Origin of the sequence: Vreelandella alkaliphila (assembly GCF_016107625.1) — a bacterium.
Taxonomy (GTDB): Bacteria; Pseudomonadota; Gammaproteobacteria; order Pseudomonadales; family Halomonadaceae; genus Vreelandella; species Vreelandella alkaliphila.
The window spans coordinates 68,225-83,802 of sequence record NZ_JABASV010000010.1; the positions used below are offsets into that span (position 1 = coordinate 68,225).

Sequence of the window (15,578 nt, forward strand, 5' to 3'; positions counted from 1 at the left end):
TAACAGAGGTTAACCGCATGCGGCGAGTGCTGGGCCACGGTTCTTTTTTAAGGTTTTATCTTCTGCTAGGGCTAGCACTATGCGTGGTATTTTTTATTGCATTGGGCGGGCGTTCTTTTATCGAGCAGATTCGTCGTGAAGATTATCGTGAACAGCTCGCCGCATTGCCTATGTCGCTAATGACGCAGCAGTTAGCGTCAAGTCCGGTGGCTGAAAGAGAAGCCATGCTTGCTCGCTTCTCGGAACGGCTGGGTATGCAGCTCTCACTTAAGCGCATTGAGAGTGTGGGGCTTAACTACTTTGAACAAGCTCGTATTGAGCGAGGCACGGTATTAGTTGCCGAAGAGCCCTGGCGGTTACGGCAACGCATACCCAACGATGAGTGGATGCTGGAAGCAACGTTCGCCGTCTGGAGCGAGCGTCAGTGGCAGGGCAGCATGATACTACTCGGAGAGTGGCTTGCTAGCATGCCTCATGAGGCGAGGGCCGATGCCATCGCCTTGCTAGACGCGGGTAGCTGGCCACTTGTCCTGCTTTCAACGCCGCCCTCTGACCTTACTCCAGAACAGCAATTTCAACTCGCTCAGGGAGGCGTGCTGACTCGGCTAGTGTCGGATAAGCTCTCACTGATGCTGCTTTACCGGGTGCCTGGTGATAATCAGTGGTTGCAAGCGGGGCCGACCTCTCGTGGTGATACGCTGCCGGTTAATTTGCACCTACCTTTGTTGGTAGGCTTGATGGTGGTGCTTAGCCTGATTATTTACTTAATTATGCGCAGCATTGAAGCGCGTATGGCGCGTTTAGAGCTTGCTGCGACTAGAATCGCCAGCGGGCGCTTAGAAACCCGGGTGAAAGTGGAAAGCGGAGACTTTTTAGGTCGCCTGGGCATGGCATTCAATGGGATGGCGAATCAAGTTCAGAGCTTGCTAAGAGGCCAGCAAGAGATGATTCGCGCGGTCTCTCATGAATTACGCACGCCAGTTGCCCGTATACGGTTTGCGGTGCAAATGGTCGAAGATATGACCGACCAACCTGCGATTCGCCGTCAGCTTCAGGGTATTGATGCTGATATTTCTGAACTAGATGAATTGGTAGACGAAATTCTCACCTATGCCCGCTTGGGGGGGGAGTCGATCAATGGCGTTGAATTAGAAATGGCGTTGGTTGAGTGCCGAGCAATGGCTGAGCGAGTCATCGACACGCTGTCACCGTTGCACCAAAGCCTATCGTTAACGCTGGATGGTAGTGCTGAAGTTGAGCTGTACGCCGAACCCCGCTATTTACAACGAGCGTTGCAGAACCTTGTTAGCAATGCCTGTCGCTATGGCAAGTCGCAAGTAGTGATTCGCCTATGGGATGAGCCTCACCTTGTACGTATTGATATTGAGGATGATGGGCCCGGCATACCACCCGAGGCGCGTAGTGATATCTTCAAGCCGTTTGCCAGGCTTGACGACAGTCGAGCACGTAGCTCTGGGGGCTACGGGCTAGGCTTATCCATTGTGCAAAAAATTATGGCAGGCCATGGCGGTAGCGTCACTGTTGATACCAGTCCTACATTGGGCGGCGCGCGCTTTACGCTGCTGATTCCTCGTCGCGAGTTGCCGGTTTAATACCTGACAGCACCGCAAATGACGTCTCTTTAGCGGTGCGCAAAAAATCCTGCATCCAAGGCGCTTCTATATTTTCCTCCCGAATGGCAGCATAAAGTGTGCTCCAAATGCCGTTCTCGCCCAGTTTTACGGCGCTAACGTAATCCCGCTCTAAATACTCGGTGAGTGCCCAGTTGGGTAGCGCGCAGACGCCTCTACCGCTGGCAACAAGCTGCATCATCATGATGGTCAGCTCTGCGGTGCGAATTTCCTGTGGTCGTACATTGGCGGGAGACAAAAACTGGGTAAACACATCTAGCCGAGAGTGTTCGACCGGATAGGTAATTAGCGTCTCCTCGGCTAACGCTTGTGGTTCGATAAATGGCCGGCCAGCAAAGGCATGCTGTCGAGCAACTGCCAGCAGTCCCTCATAACGAAACAGCGGCACGTAGTGAACCCCTTCCAGTGGCTGAGGGTCGGCGGTAATCACCAAGTCTAACTGCTCTCTAGCAAGTGCAGGGAGTGGATCGAAGTGGTGACCACTGGGGATATCAATTTCCACCTCTGGCCAATGGTCGCGAAAATAATCCACCGTTGGCATCAGCCACTGGAAACAGCTGTGGCACTCGATAGCCATATGTAATCGCCCCTGTTCGGTACCTGCCAAGCGAGCTAAGTCGCGCTCAGCTTTACGTACCTCGGGCAAAATCTCATCTGCCAGGGCCAATAGGCGAAGCCCCGCCCGAGTGAATTCTACTGGGCGCGTTTTACGTACAAACAGTGCGCTGTCAACGCGGCCTTCCAAGTCTTTTAACTGATGGGAAAGTGCCGACTGCGTTAGGTGAACCCGCTCAGCAGCCTCCACTAAAGAGCCAGTTTCCCGGAGGGCGAGCAGCGTGCGCAGGTGGCGTAATTCAATCATTGTGAGTATTTTTCATGGTTAACATTAAAAACTTTAGTTTGATTCATCTTTATGGGGTGAGCAGACTGTGCGAAATCATTCACGTTGAAAGGTTTCATCATGACAGTTTCTCATATTCTCGGCTATCCCCGAATTGGCGCTCAGCGCGAACTTAAAAAAGCCACCGAAGCCTATTGGAAAGGAGATATATCACGGGGAGACCTTGAAGCAACAGGTCAGGCGCTCAGGCTTTCTCATTGGCAGATCCAACAAAATGCAGGACTCGACTTTATCAGTGTTGGCGATTTTGCATTTTATGACCAGGTACTTAATGTTTCCGTCATGCTGGGAGCGGTGCCCGCGCGTTTTAATGCTCAGCACGAAATTAGCGCAGGCAACGTTGATTTGGATACCGCGTTTCGCATGGCCCGTGGCCGTGCCCCTAGCGGGACCCCCGCAGTTGCTTGCGAAATGACCAAGTACTTTGATACTAACTATCACTACTTAGTGCCTGAGCTGCATGAGGGGCAGACGTTTACGCTAGCGTCTGACCGCTTATTTAATGAAGTAGATGAAGCTTTACAGGCAGGCTTTACGCCGAAAGTGACGCTAACCGGCCCACTTACTTGGCTATGGCTGGGTAAGGCTAAAGGTAGTGAGTTTGACCGGCTGAGCCTGCTAGACAGTGTAGTAGATGTGTATAGCGAAATTCTGGCACGCTTAGCCACTCAAGGTATTGAGTGGGTGCAGCTTGACGAGCCTGCTTTGGTGCAAGACTTGCCGTTGGCATGGCAGCAAGCGTATGAGCGCGCCTATCATCGCCTGCAATCGGCGCCGCTGAAGTTACTCGTTGCCACTTACTTTGGTGCGCTGGGTGATAACCTTTCGCTAACCACTCGCCTGCCAGTGGCTGGGTTGCATATTGATGCTGTGCGTGCGCCGGGCCAGGTAGAGAGCGTGATTGATCGTTTAAGCCCTCATCAAGTGCTTTCAATTGGCTTAGTCGATGGCCGTAATATTTGGCGTGCTGATTTGGCAGCCCTACGTGAGCGTTTGCTGCCCTTAAAAGTGCGTTTAGGGCAGCGGTTATGGCTGGCGCCCAGCTGTTCGTTGCTGCACGTGCCGGTAGACTTGTCCCAAGAAACCGAGCTAGATAGCGAGCTGGTGGGCTGGCTAGCATTTGCTCGGCAAAAACTAGATGAGGTGGTGACCCTCGCTCGGCTCATTGATAACCGAACAACGCCCATTGATGAGCAGCGGGTGAGCGAGGCAACATATGCTCTGGATAAGCGTCGGGAATCAACCCGAATTCATCAGCCTGCTGTCAGCTCACGTCTAGCAGCAATAACGCCTCAAGAGAGCCAGCGCCAATCACCTTATGTTGCCCGCGCAGCAACACAGCGCAGAGCGCTTGTGTTACCGCTGTTTCCCACCACCACCATTGGCTCTTTTCCACAAACAGATGAGATACGCGCTGCTCGTCGGGCATTTAAAGCCGGTGAACTGAGCCAAACGGATTATGAAGCCCGCATGCGTGAAGAAATTGCCTTCGTCGTAGAGCGCCAGCAAGCACTAGGGCTTGATGTGCCTGTCCATGGTGAGGCTGAACGTAATGACATGGTGGAGTACTTTGGTGAGCAGTTAGAAGGCTTTGCCTTTACGCGCTTTGGCTGGGTACAAAGTTATGGCTCTCGTTGTGTGAAACCACCGATTATTTTTGGTGATGTCACCCGACCAGTACCAATGACAGTGAAGTGGAGCGAATATGCCCAATCGCTCACGGATAAGCCCATGAAAGGCATGCTGACAGGGCCAGTGACGATTTTGCAGTGGTCGTTTGTGCGTGATGATCAACCTCGCGCAACCACCTGCCGCCAGATCGCCCTGGCGCTGCGTGACGAAGTATTGGATTTGGAAAAAGCCGGTATTCGGATCATTCAAATTGACGAGCCTGCGCTACGTGAAGGCTTACCACTGCGCCAGCACGAGTGGCAAGACTATTTAGCTTGGGCGGTGGAAAGCTTCCAGCTAAGCGCTGCTGGCGTTAAAGATAGCACCCAAATTCATACCCATATGTGCTATTCGGAGTTTAACGACATCATTGGTGCCATTGCTGCGCTAGACGCGGATGTGATTACTATTGAAACCTCACGCTCCGATATGGAGTTGCTGTACGCTTTCCAGGATTTTGCATACCCGAACGAAATTGGGCCAGGGGTTTATGATATCCACACACCCAACATTCCGGATGTTGCGTGGATGGTGGCGCTGATGGAAAAAGCGCTAGAGAAAATCCCTGCCGAGCGGCTATGGGTGAACCCTGATTGTGGTCTGAAAACCCGTGGCTGGGCAGAAGTGGAGCCTGCGTTGGCGAATATGGTGGAAGCTGCCAATCAACTGCGTCAGCGTTATGGGTAAAACAAGAGTAATAAAAAGATAGGGGCTATATTAATTGGCCGCTCACTAGAGATGTCTGTGTTGGCACTATCTAACGCAGGCCTCTCTATCTAATTTAGACCCCTCTAGAGTTTTTAAATTAAGCCTCGTTGTGTAATGAACTGCCCTTTAATAGCAGGGTGGTTTGCTCAGTTGATGCTCAAGGCCTGCGTCCATGGCACAGGACTCAGGCTTTTTAGTTTATTGATGCACTCAAAGTGGTAATAAAAGATGTAATCCCCAGCCCTTGCTGCAACTACTCGCTATTCTCTTATTAAGCTCTGCTGTTGAACCTTAAAGGTTGACAGTTACATATGGTTTCGTGTCAGGTTCAAGGACTCAGGGGATTTTATATTATAAGATAAGCATCTATTATCGCCGCTGGTGAGCTAATCGAAAACTCGATCGCTTCCAAATAACAAAAGGGAACATGCGATATGGGAGCTGGATTTTGGAAAGGTCTAGCGAGCATCAAAAGCGACCGATTTTGCTTACACTCGCTGGCGCCTATTGGAGTGGAGCCAAAAAAGGGTGGCTTCAACTCCGCCACTGTGACCGGTACTTTACTCGTTGACATTCTGTTCGGCACAAACATCTTGCCGCAGATCTGGTTAATCGTCTTTATCTTTCTTTTATTCGCCATTGGCCGTTCGGTGCAGGCTATAGTCCGAGGCTACGTTCAGGAATATCAAACATCTAAAGAGGTGAGGCAATGATTCTGGCTGCTTTCGGCCGCAGGCTCTTGAAGGGTGGGGAAGGTTGCTCGCTTCTTCCTAGGTTAGCAACCTTTCTGACACCAATGATACTTGCGGGGTGCTCTATGCATGCGCATTCGCCAACAATGTCCCTGTACGGATCGTTCTTCCCAGTCTGGCTGATTGCAGCCCTGCTCGGTGTTATTTGCTCGGTCATCCTACGGCTGCTGTTCATTCGAGTTGGGCTGCACGAGCACCTACCGATGTCGCCGTTGACCTACCTTAGCGCAGCAATTTTTAGCGGTATCATGATCTGGGCGCTCTGGACTGGAGCACTGACAATATGAGTAACCAGAACGATAAAAGTAACCCGAGCGATATGAATAACCCGAAAGACATACCGGTTCAACGCGAACCGGGTATGCGGATATTTGTCGCGCGGGCCATTGGCTTCGCGCTGATTGCTAGTGCCATTGTTGCTATCGTCTTTGCGGCCATGCAGCGTGGCACCAACTTGCGTACTGACCATGCTGCGGTGAGTGCCACGATCGTGCCAATATCGACCAACGTGCCGGGGCCTGTCGTAGAGGTGTTTGTCGAGGATAACGTCTTCGTAGAAGCTGGAGATTTACTGTTTCGTATTGATCCAGAGCCTTATGAGCTTCGTGTGGAACAGGCGCGCGCGATGCTACGCACTGCCGAAGCCGAACTCGAGACGGGGGGGCGTTTGCTCTCCGTCCAGCAGACCAACGCTGAGATTGCCAGTCGTCAGATTGATCGCGCCCGCAATCACGTTGACCTCACCCGTCAGTCGCTTCAGCGACTTGAAAACCTGCTACCACGTGGCATGGTGACCGCCCAGCAAGTTGATACTGCGCGCACGGTTCACGGGGATGCTTTGATCTCGCTCGACGAGTCATTAAGTCAGCAACTGGCGGCGCAAACGATGATAGGGACCCTCGATGCCCCTGAGTCCCAAGTGGATCTAGCACGAACCAATCTGGCGCTGGCCGAACGCGAATTACGAAGGACCGAAGTGCGAGCCCCCATCTCGGGCCGCATCACTGGGCTTGACCTAGGTGTTGGTACGTATGTGGTGACCGGTGTTTCGCTGTTCTCGCTCATCGATACCGAAGACTGGGTGGTCACGGCCCTGTTTCGTGAAACCGAATTACCACGCATCCGGGTCGGTGCGCCCGTCGATGTCTTTGTAATGTCGGCGCCGACGCAGCGGCTGAGTGGTCGTATCCAGAGCCTTGGCTACGGGGTTCGAACCACTGATACTATCAGTGTTCTCGGGCTACCGATTATAGATAGCTCAGTAGACTGGGTTCGGGTCGCGCAGCGCTTCCCTGTGACCATCCGTCTCGAAGAGCCACCCGAAGAGCTTATGCGCGTTGGTGCCTCCGCTTCCGTCATTATCCATTCGGCTGAAGAGCATGAGTAGCCACGCCAGCATGTTGCGGGCGGTTATCGACGACCTGCGCCCCTATGATGGGCGTTTGGAGATGACGCTGCACATTGCTTTGCTGTGCGGACTGACAGCGGTTGTTGCAATGACCCTGCAGGTGCCATTGGCGTTGCTCTCCTGCTATCTGATTTTCCTGATGTATCGAGACAATGCGGGCGAGAACATCGGCATTGGTGTCGGCCTGATCCTTGCGGCGACCGTCATCATAGCTTTGAGCATCCTGCTTATGATGTTCGTTGCCGATGCGCCTGCATTGCGGTTAGCGATGATGGGCGCGGTCACTTTCGGCTTTATGTGGCTGGCTCGGGCTAGCAAGCTGGGTGAACCCGCCGGTCTACTAGGGTTCATTATCGTATTTATCCTGACGTTCTACGACTACATATCTATGCCAGAATTGGTACTGCGTGGCCTGGCCTGGGTATGGATGGTGGTCTTCGTGCCGATGGTACTGCTGGTGGCTCTTAACGTGTTTGTTGGCCGCAGCCCACTGCGATTGGTGCGTGAGCGGGTGCGCGAACTGCTACGCGAGACGGCGCGCCTCTCCGAAGGAGGAGATCCTACCCCGACCGACCGATTACTACGGGAAGGCAACGAAGTGGCGGAAAAGCATGCTGGTATGGCACGCCTGCTTGCTCTGGTGTCGAAAGAGGAACACGACCGACTCGTCGCGGAGCTAGCGGCGAGCTTCAATTTGCTCGCTACAGCCCAGGCGGCGACTGCCGCAGGCCGACCCGAGCCCGAACTGGCTCCCTTGCTGCGCCGGTTGGCTGAAGAGGGCTCGTCGCCGCCCTTGCCTGAGGGTGGTGGTTTAGTTGCCGATGCCGTCCGTACCTTCGTTGCCGCTCGAAATGTCGCTACTGTAACTGTACCCACATCATCTGAGGCTAAGAGTGGATTTTTGAAGCCAGATGCTTTCGAGAATCCTATTTATATCCAGTTTGCGCTCAAGGTGTTGCTTGCTGTCTTTCTGACCTATGCCTTGTACACCAGCATCGGGTTGTTTGAGATCCACACGGCGATGGTCACCTGTTTTGTGGTAGCGCTGGGAACCTCCGGCGAAACGTTCCATAAGAGCATCTTGCGTATCATTGGCTGCCTGATTGGGGCAGCGATGGGAGCCTTCGCCGTTGTCTTCGTGATGCCACACTTGGATGATCCGGGTCACCTTTTCCTGCTCATCGCCGCGGGTAGCCTGATCGCTGGTTGGGTAGCGACGGGGTCGTACCGAGTGCAGTATGCTGGCTTTCAGATGGCACTCGCCTTTTTCATCTGCGTGCTGCCCGGATCACCACTGGACTTTGGACCGAACTACAATCTCTCAGACGCGGGCTATCGCGTACTTGGCATTCTCGTGGGCATCGGCATCATGGGGCTGGTGTTTTCGTTGGTCTGGCCGGAGAGTGCAAAAGATACCCGTGATAGCGAGGTCGACGCCGCGCTTGTGGTAATGGCCGAGGTACTACGCGGCGAGGATCGTCTTGATGACATGTACCGACATATTGGTGCTGCACACCATGCTCAGGAAGTTATGCGATTCGAGTGGGCTGGGCCAATTGCCAGGGAACAGGGCGAAGGTGTCCGGCGACTTGCGGCAATCGATGAATTAGCACGACTATTGCCATTGATTAGCGTGAAGAATGCAGCTCCACTCGCGGCCGCTTTAGAGGCAACCACTGAACACACGTCGGCAGTTTTAGATTTAAATGATGCAGGTGATAACGTCTACAAACGCGCACGAGTTCTGGTAGGGATACTGACAGGGGAAAGTGAATGAGAGTTGAACTTCATCGAATAGTGCTTGCCGCGATCTGTGCTGCGACAGCGGGCTGCGCACAGCATCCACCCCATGCAACATCACCCGACGCCTCGACACCCCTGGGGTTGGCGCAAACGGCAACCGGTGCCATGGATTTTTCCCTACCCGCCGATCTATCGCGGGCAGATGATCAGGTATCCACCCTCGTCAGTCAGCAGCTCACGGACGAACTGTCTGTCGCTATCGACTCGGAGCGAATTTACACCTTACCGGAGCTGATCGACATCGCCCAGCGTACCAAGCCCGCTACCCGCGCTGCTTGGCTGCGTGCCCGTGAAGCGGCTCTTGCCGTGAATGTTGTCGAGGCCTCCTATTTGCCACAGCTGTCAGCCAATGTGCTAGCGGGTTACGAAACGGTATCACGTCCCGAACAGGCAATTCCCGAGCTTGGAATCGGAACAGGGCGTCTGACAGCGACAGGTTACCATGTGATACCTAACCTTACCGTAGAATGGCTGCTGTTCGACTTCGGTGCGCGAGATGCCGCTATGGAGATTGCTGAGCAGGTAGCCATCGGTGGCAATATCGCTTTCCACGGTGCCCACCAAAGGGTCATCTTCGAAGTCAGCGAGGCCTATTTTCAATACTCTGCAGCACGTGCGGAAACACGCATCGACCGAGAGCGGGTGGAGGACGCCCGAACTTTGCGCAGAGTTGCTGAAGGCAGACTTCGAGAAGGCTTGGCTATCAGGGCTGAAGTCGCCCAGGCACGACAGATCGAGGCTCGAGCCCAGTTCGATTTGACGCTGGCCGAGAGTCGAGAGGAAAACAAGCGGACGGCGTTGATGCACGCCATGGGCCTCTCACCAGCAACCACAATAGGGGTAGCGGAGCTCTCAGATAGGCAACTGCCGGAAGAGGTGCCTATGCCGCTCGACGAGCTGATCGAGAAATCACTGGCTCAGCGGCCCGATATTCAGGCAGCGTTGGCTCGGGTCCGAGCAGCCCGTTCAGAAGTGAACCTAGTGGCAGCGTCATCTAGGCCAAAGATCGCGGCGGTGGCTGAAGTTGGGCGAGCAATTGGGGGAGTGAGCCTCAGTGATAGTCGCTTCGACGGGAGTGCCTCAATGAATAGGACGCTTGACGAGGCCGTAGCTGGCGTTGTTTTCACCATGCCCCTTTTTGACGGCGGACTACGCCAGACTCAGAAGCGGCAGGCCCGCATGCAGGCTGAAGCTGCTGAACAGGATCTTCTTGAGATCCGCAATTTGGCTGCACAGGAGATCGTTGAAGCCTACAGTCTGCTGCACAGCAGCCTAGCTGCCTACACGGCCTCCGGTCCACTGCTTGAGGCTGGGCGAGAAACCTATGAAACTGCGCTTGGACTTTACGAAAATGGCCTCGCGTCGCTGTCTGAAGTCAGTCAGTCAAAAATCGGTCTAAACGACGTCCGTTTAATCCATGAGCAAGCCTTTGCCGACACCTTCGCTGCCGCGACAGCTCTTGCCTTTGCGACCGGTCGTCTCACTAACAGCGATGTTCCGGCCGGATTGTGACGTGAATCAAATGCAACGGCGCCCACCCGCCTTGTACTTTCATCTATGCCTTCATCTCAGGCAATAGAGGTCGATACGGATGACCTCATATCTATCATGCCAAAAATAAAAAAATTCATCGGTAAAGGCATAATAGCTGTACGCCATGACAACACCCATTGCACTAACGCCGAAAGCGGCAGTTTCATCATATCGAGATGATTGTCTGTAGAACCTAATATGTTGACAGGTTTGTAGCAGTGTGATTAGTTGACCGAAGCCTAAGGTGAGTTTGTTTCAAGAGCGAGGGAGCGACATGCGCAACTCTTCTTTTTTGCTAAGTGCCTCAATAAGCGCCAGATTTAGTGTGCTTTTGGTCGCTGGACTACTCGCCTTAGGCATTGCCACGCACGCGCAAGCTGAGGGAGCAGGAACAGCAGAGAGCGGAACCCTACGAACCTTTGAGCAGGCGAGTGAGCGGGCCCTCGGCAGCGTCTTCGAATTCATCGAGCCGGTAACGGAGCGTGGTATCGAAGGTGTCTTTGCCTTCCTTGACGCGCAGCAATGGGTATTTATTTTGCTTGCGCTTGCCATCGGATATCCTCTCGGGCGACTCAAGTTCGGTCCTATTTCTCTTGGTTCAACTGCCAGCACGCTACTTGTCGCCGTCGTGATCTCGATGACGGCGCAAATCGCTTTTAATATGACTTATGCGATCCCGGGCATCGTCGCGACCATCTTCCTGTCGCTCTTCATGTATGCACTGGGGCTCGGGGTAGGCCCCAAATTCTTTGCTGGTCTGAAATCCGGTGGTTTGGCGGCGATTGTTTGCGGGGTGATTATCTGGGCACTGAACTGGGTGATTTGCGTTGGCGGCGCGCATCTTGTCGGGCTTGAATCAGGCTTTGCGGCTGGCCTGATTTCGGGCAGTTACACGATTACAGCCGTCCTTGGTGTCGCGGAATCAGCCGTGCAAAGCGGCTCGGCAACGGTACCTCCGGGCATGACCGCCGATGAGATTGGGGCCAATATGGCGGCGGGCTATGCCGTCAGCTATATCTTGTCGAGCGTCGGAATCATCTTGCTAATGCGCTATCTGCCCGCGATGTTTGGGCACGACCCTGCCGCAGATGCGAAAAAGGCTGAAGACGCCTTTGCTGGTTCAGGCACCCATCCGCTTCCGGGCACACCGCATGCGTTCCTGCTCGGCTACATGCCGTTCGATATCCGTGCCTATAAGGTCGAGAACGAAAACCTAGTCGGAAAGAGCGTTAATGAGCTTTTTGAGGCCCATCCTCAGGCCCCAATTCTTCGTGTAGAGCGTGATGGTCAGGTAATCGATGCGCTCAATAACCCGACAATTCGCAAAGGCGACATCGTAACTGTGCGCGCGGATGTGCACGACATGATTCTACACGGCAACGAGGTCGGTCCAGAGGTAGACGATCCGGTTGCTCGAGATATAACCATTGAGTCTGCAGATATCGCAGTATCGTCCTCCGAGATTGCTGGCAAGACTATTGAGGAGCTTGCAAGGACCTCGCTGGCCTATGGTCTTCGTCTGATCGCGATTTTTCGGGCGGGGCAAGAGATTCCTATCGGGCCGCAAACCGATATTCGCGTGGGTGATGTAGTGCGCCTTACCGGGCCAGACAGTTGTATCGAACGGGCGGGAAAGGCCCTGGGCAGCAGGGTTATTACAGAGCAGACCCTTGCGACGACTGAAGTCATGTATATGGCGATCGCCATGGTAGTCGGCTTCATCGCAGGGACGTTGAGTGTCACGATCGCAGGCATTCCCTTCGCACTCGGCACTTCGGCTGGCTGCCTACTTGCCGGTATCATCGTTGCATATTTACGTAGTCGCAACCCGCAATTTGGCGGGCCGGTATCTGAAGGTGCGCGCAGTTTTTTGCAGGATATCGGCCTTAATGTATTCGTCGCCGTGCTGGGCGCGAATACTGGGCCGAAAATAATTTCGGCGCTAGGCGGCGACACGGTCATCTGGCTCGCCCTGATAGGTACCATAGCGGCCCTTCTGCCGGTAGTGGTAGCCTTTTTCGTTGCTGACAAATTCTTCAAACTGAACTCTGTGATCAACGCAGGCGCATGCGCGGGCGGGCGCAACTCGACGCCAAGCTTGAATGCGGTGCTTGAACAGTCTAAAAGCCAAGTGGCTGCGGTGCCTTTCCCTGTATCCTACGCCATAACGACGGTGCTTGCCCTTGTCGGTGGCTACATCGCGCAGATCTTGTCTTGACATGTCTACTATACGTAATTCGCGGGAACGGCCGAGACAACCGAGCTATCCGTGCGGATAGTGGCTCATCTCATGAACTATGTTGACTGCCTCGCAGCATCACTCTCGATTATCCCGGCTAAGAGGGCAGTTATTCGGAGCTGCGCTTAGCGAACTCGATCCCCTGTTGAGCAATCAAGTGAAACCCTGGAGAAAGGCAAAACCTGCCTGATTTTGCCTGCGCCGAGCGACGCCGGAGGCGTGGCCACTACCATAGAGTGGAGATGAGCAATGACAAATCGTTCCCGAAACATGAATGATGAAATCTACGGATCCAGCACGTTGGCGAAGCCACTTCCCAAATCCGGGTTCCCCGATGATGAGCAAGCACCACGCTGGGTCTGCGCTGCCGTGCGCGACGAATTGATGCTGGACGGTAATGCACGCCAGAACCTCGCGACCTTCTGCCAGACTTGGGAGGAGCCCGAAGTGCATGAGCTGATGGATGCCTGCATCGATAAGAATATGATCGACAAGGACGAATATCCACAGACTGCCGAGATTGAAGCACGCTGCGTACGTATGTTGGCTGATCTCTGGAATGCGCCCGAAGGGCCTGCGACGGGGTGTTCGACGACAGGCTCTAGCGAAGCCGCAATGCTAGGTGGGCTAGCCATGAAACGCCGCTGGGAGGCCAGGCGCCGTGCGGATGGTAAGCCAACTGACAAGCCCAACCTCGTGACTGGCCCAGTACAAGTTTGCTGGCACAAATTTACCCGCTACTGGGATGTCGAACATCGTGAGATCCCGATGGAGCAGGGACGGCTGCTGATGACCCCCGAGGAAGTTCTGAAATACTGCGACGAGAACACAATTGGCGTGGTTCCGACCCTCGGTGTGACCTTTACAGGCGAGTATGAGCCTGTAAAAGCTGTCAGCGACGCGCTCGATCAGTTGGAGCGCGATACCGGTCTTGATATCCCAATTCATGTGGATGGTGCCAGCGGAGGATTTTTAGCGCCATTCTGCGCACCGGATCTTGAATGGGATTTTCGCCTTCCGCGGGTGCGCTCGATCAACGCGTCAGGCCACAAGTTCGGCCTAGCGCCGCTCGGTGTCGGATGGGTACTATGGCGCCAGGAAAGCGACCTGCCTGAGGAAATGATCTTTTGGGTCAATTATCTGGGCGGTAACATGAAGGACATTGCGCTTAATTTCTCGCGGCCTGGTGGTCAGATTGTTTGCCAATACTACAACTTTGTCCGGCTCGGCCGCGAAGGCTACGAAAAGGTGCACGGAGCCTGTTATGACAGCGCGGCGTTCCTCGCCGCTGAGATCGCCGCATTGGGGCCGTTCGAGATTGTTTTCGACGGAGAACGCAGCCGTGGTATCCCTGCGGTCTCATGGAAGCTGAAGGACGGCAGTGATCCTGGCTTTACACTTTTTGATCTTGCCGACCGTTTGCGGGTACGTGGCTGGCAGGTGCCAGCTTATACACTGCCAACCCATTGTGAAGATCAGGCGATTCAGCGAATTCTTGTGCGCAACGGCGTCAGCGGGGATTTATGCGCGCTACTTATTGATGATATGAAAGCAGCATTGTCGCATATTGCGGCCCATCCCAAAAAGGTTCCTTTGGCAGAAGAGGATGCTTCAGGGTTCCATCACTGAATGCACCATTCTATAGCTCTGGTGCTTTGTGCTGCTGTCGAAGCCTGCTAATTATTGAATACACTATCTATGATGCGGACCGCAGATGTTCTGCGGATCCGCTTCAGCGTAAAACCTGGCATGCAGGTGACTGAAAAAGAGCATTCAGTAGACCCATGTTGAAGACCTGCATGTCTTCAACGGCATGCCAAGCTTGATGGTCTACTGTTTAGCCTGTGTTGCAGCTGCAATTAGCTGCCTTTCGCGCTCGATAGTGAGAAATTTCAATGTGCCGGTGTCGACGAATTTGTCGCTTACTTCGCCAGCAATGCCACACTCGACAGTTAGTTCATTCACGAGGTCTAGCTTCAGCTGGGGGGCTCCCTCGGCTAGGTTGAGGTCACTCAGGTCTACCCAGACAATGTTGGGGCGGGTGGTCGATTCGAAGACGTAGCGCCGATTAGTTAGGTCGGTGACAGTCTGCCAAAGCGTCTGGGATGCATCAGGTTTGCCGGGATCTGGGATACGGAACGGTTGGGCGACATTGCGGATGACACTAAACATAGCCGCGATGGCCTGTAGCTGCGTCTGGGGCTGATCGAGACGGCTCACGTAGTATGCAGCACGAGCGAATCTGTCGCTTGCTAGTGTCGACCCAGGAATGGGCTGGTCGCCGCCAAGTCCGCTGATGGTTTGGACTAGCTCGAGTTGCTGGTCGTACGTGGGTGAGTTTGTCATCACTCGGTAATCGCGGCTATGGTAAACCTTGGGTTTCCCCTCGCTATACTCGATGATGCACGAATCGCCGGTGGCGTCATCGAGTGCTAGGTGGATTGCCGGCGGTGCCCCTCCGGTAGGATCCATCATCTGGACGACTTGAACGTCTGAAGTTTCAATCCACTCGACGGCTTCTGCGACGGTGGCGTAGTTGTCGAGGAAGTACTGCATCCAGATGGCCTGACTCAGCTGAGTGCGACTGTCTTCTGGGTTGCCGTAGTCTGACTCTGCAAGCCATAGTACGTGACCAGCCAAGCCAGCCTCATTCAGACCGTCGACTGAAATCATGTCGAAGGCTGTCGCAACGACGCTCCCGTACTTCGATGTCCATGTCAGCGCTCCCTGCACCCCGTCGTCGCGTGTGATGCCTTTCGGCTGCGTCCATAGGTTGGTCATCAGGTCTTTGTGAAAGTCCATGTTACGGCCAACGATGACGGCTCCGTTGGCGTCCGGCCAAACTACTCGCGTGCACATACGGCTCTCCTTTCGCTAAGTTGCAACCAACATACTGCCAGAATAGGTCTGA

The 15,578-nt window shown here is 54.1% G+C and carries 10 protein-coding genes; 8 read left to right on the plus strand and 2 right to left on the minus strand.

All coding sequences use genetic code 11. The features are described 5' to 3' along the window. Positions 1-17 precede the first annotated feature (17 nt). Complete coding sequence (locus JFC11_RS15045) at positions 18-1,613, plus strand: ATP-binding protein (RefSeq protein ID WP_120386357.1); 1,596 nt, start codon at positions 18-20, stop codon at positions 1,611-1,613. Here JFC11_RS15045 and JFC11_RS15050 read toward each other — a convergent pair. After that, positions 1,576-2,514 carry a LysR family transcriptional regulator gene (locus tag JFC11_RS15050; RefSeq protein WP_038478154.1) on the minus strand — a complete coding sequence of 313 codons (939 nt, stop codon included), beginning with the start codon at positions 2,512-2,514 and terminating at the stop codon, positions 1,576-1,578. The two genes, JFC11_RS15045 and JFC11_RS15050, sit on opposite strands and share 38 nt — an antisense overlap. 99 nt (positions 2,515-2,613) lie before the next feature. Between JFC11_RS15050 and metE the strand changes: the two genes are divergently transcribed. The 7 genes from metE (at position 2,614) to gad (ending at position 14,296) form a co-directional block, all read left to right on the plus strand. Beyond that, positions 2,614-4,911: a 5-methyltetrahydropteroyltriglutamate--homocysteine S-methyltransferase gene (gene metE, locus JFC11_RS15055; RefSeq protein WP_198349869.1), complete on the plus strand. Its 2,298-nt coding sequence runs from the start codon at positions 2,614-2,616 to the stop codon at positions 4,909-4,911. Between the two features lie 859 nt (positions 4,912-5,770). Next, on the plus strand, positions 5,771-5,971 hold the full coding sequence (locus JFC11_RS19025; protein ID WP_231658498.1) for a YtcA family lipoprotein: 201 nt from the start codon (positions 5,771-5,773) through the stop codon (positions 5,969-5,971). Continuing rightward, a complete protein-coding gene (locus JFC11_RS15065; RefSeq protein ID WP_095604502.1) occupies positions 5,968-7,071 on the plus strand; it encodes an HlyD family efflux transporter periplasmic adaptor subunit in 1,104 nt (367 codons plus the stop codon). The genes JFC11_RS19025 and JFC11_RS15065 overlap by 4 nt, the downstream gene beginning before the upstream one ends. Then, the gene (locus JFC11_RS15070) at positions 7,064-8,869 is read left to right on the plus strand and encodes an FUSC family protein (RefSeq protein WP_198349870.1); all 1,806 of its coding nucleotides are present in this window, start codon (positions 7,064-7,066) and stop codon (positions 8,867-8,869) included. Before JFC11_RS15065 ends, JFC11_RS15070 begins: the two co-directional genes overlap by 8 nt. Beyond that, positions 8,866-10,407 carry a TolC family protein gene (locus tag JFC11_RS15075; RefSeq protein ID WP_198349871.1) on the plus strand — a complete coding sequence of 514 codons (1,542 nt, stop codon included), beginning with the start codon at positions 8,866-8,868 and terminating at the stop codon, positions 10,405-10,407. Before JFC11_RS15070 ends, JFC11_RS15075 begins: the two co-directional genes overlap by 4 nt. A gap of 295 nt (positions 10,408-10,702) precedes the next feature. Further along, complete coding sequence (locus JFC11_RS15080; RefSeq protein ID WP_198349872.1) at positions 10,703-12,646, plus strand: aspartate:alanine exchanger family transporter; 1,944 nt, start codon at positions 10,703-10,705, stop codon at positions 12,644-12,646. 270 nt (positions 12,647-12,916) lie between these two features. After that, positions 12,917-14,296 carry a glutamate decarboxylase gene (gad, locus tag JFC11_RS15085; protein WP_120386361.1) on the plus strand — a complete coding sequence of 460 codons (1,380 nt, stop codon included), beginning with the start codon at positions 12,917-12,919 and terminating at the stop codon, positions 14,294-14,296. Between the two features lie 201 nt (positions 14,297-14,497). On the opposite strand, the gene JFC11_RS15090 is transcribed toward gad, so the two are convergent. Next, a complete protein-coding gene (locus JFC11_RS15090; RefSeq protein ID WP_038478135.1) occupies positions 14,498-15,526 on the minus strand; it encodes a linear amide C-N hydrolase in 1,029 nt (342 codons plus the stop codon). Between the last annotated feature and the right edge of the window lie 52 nt (positions 15,527-15,578).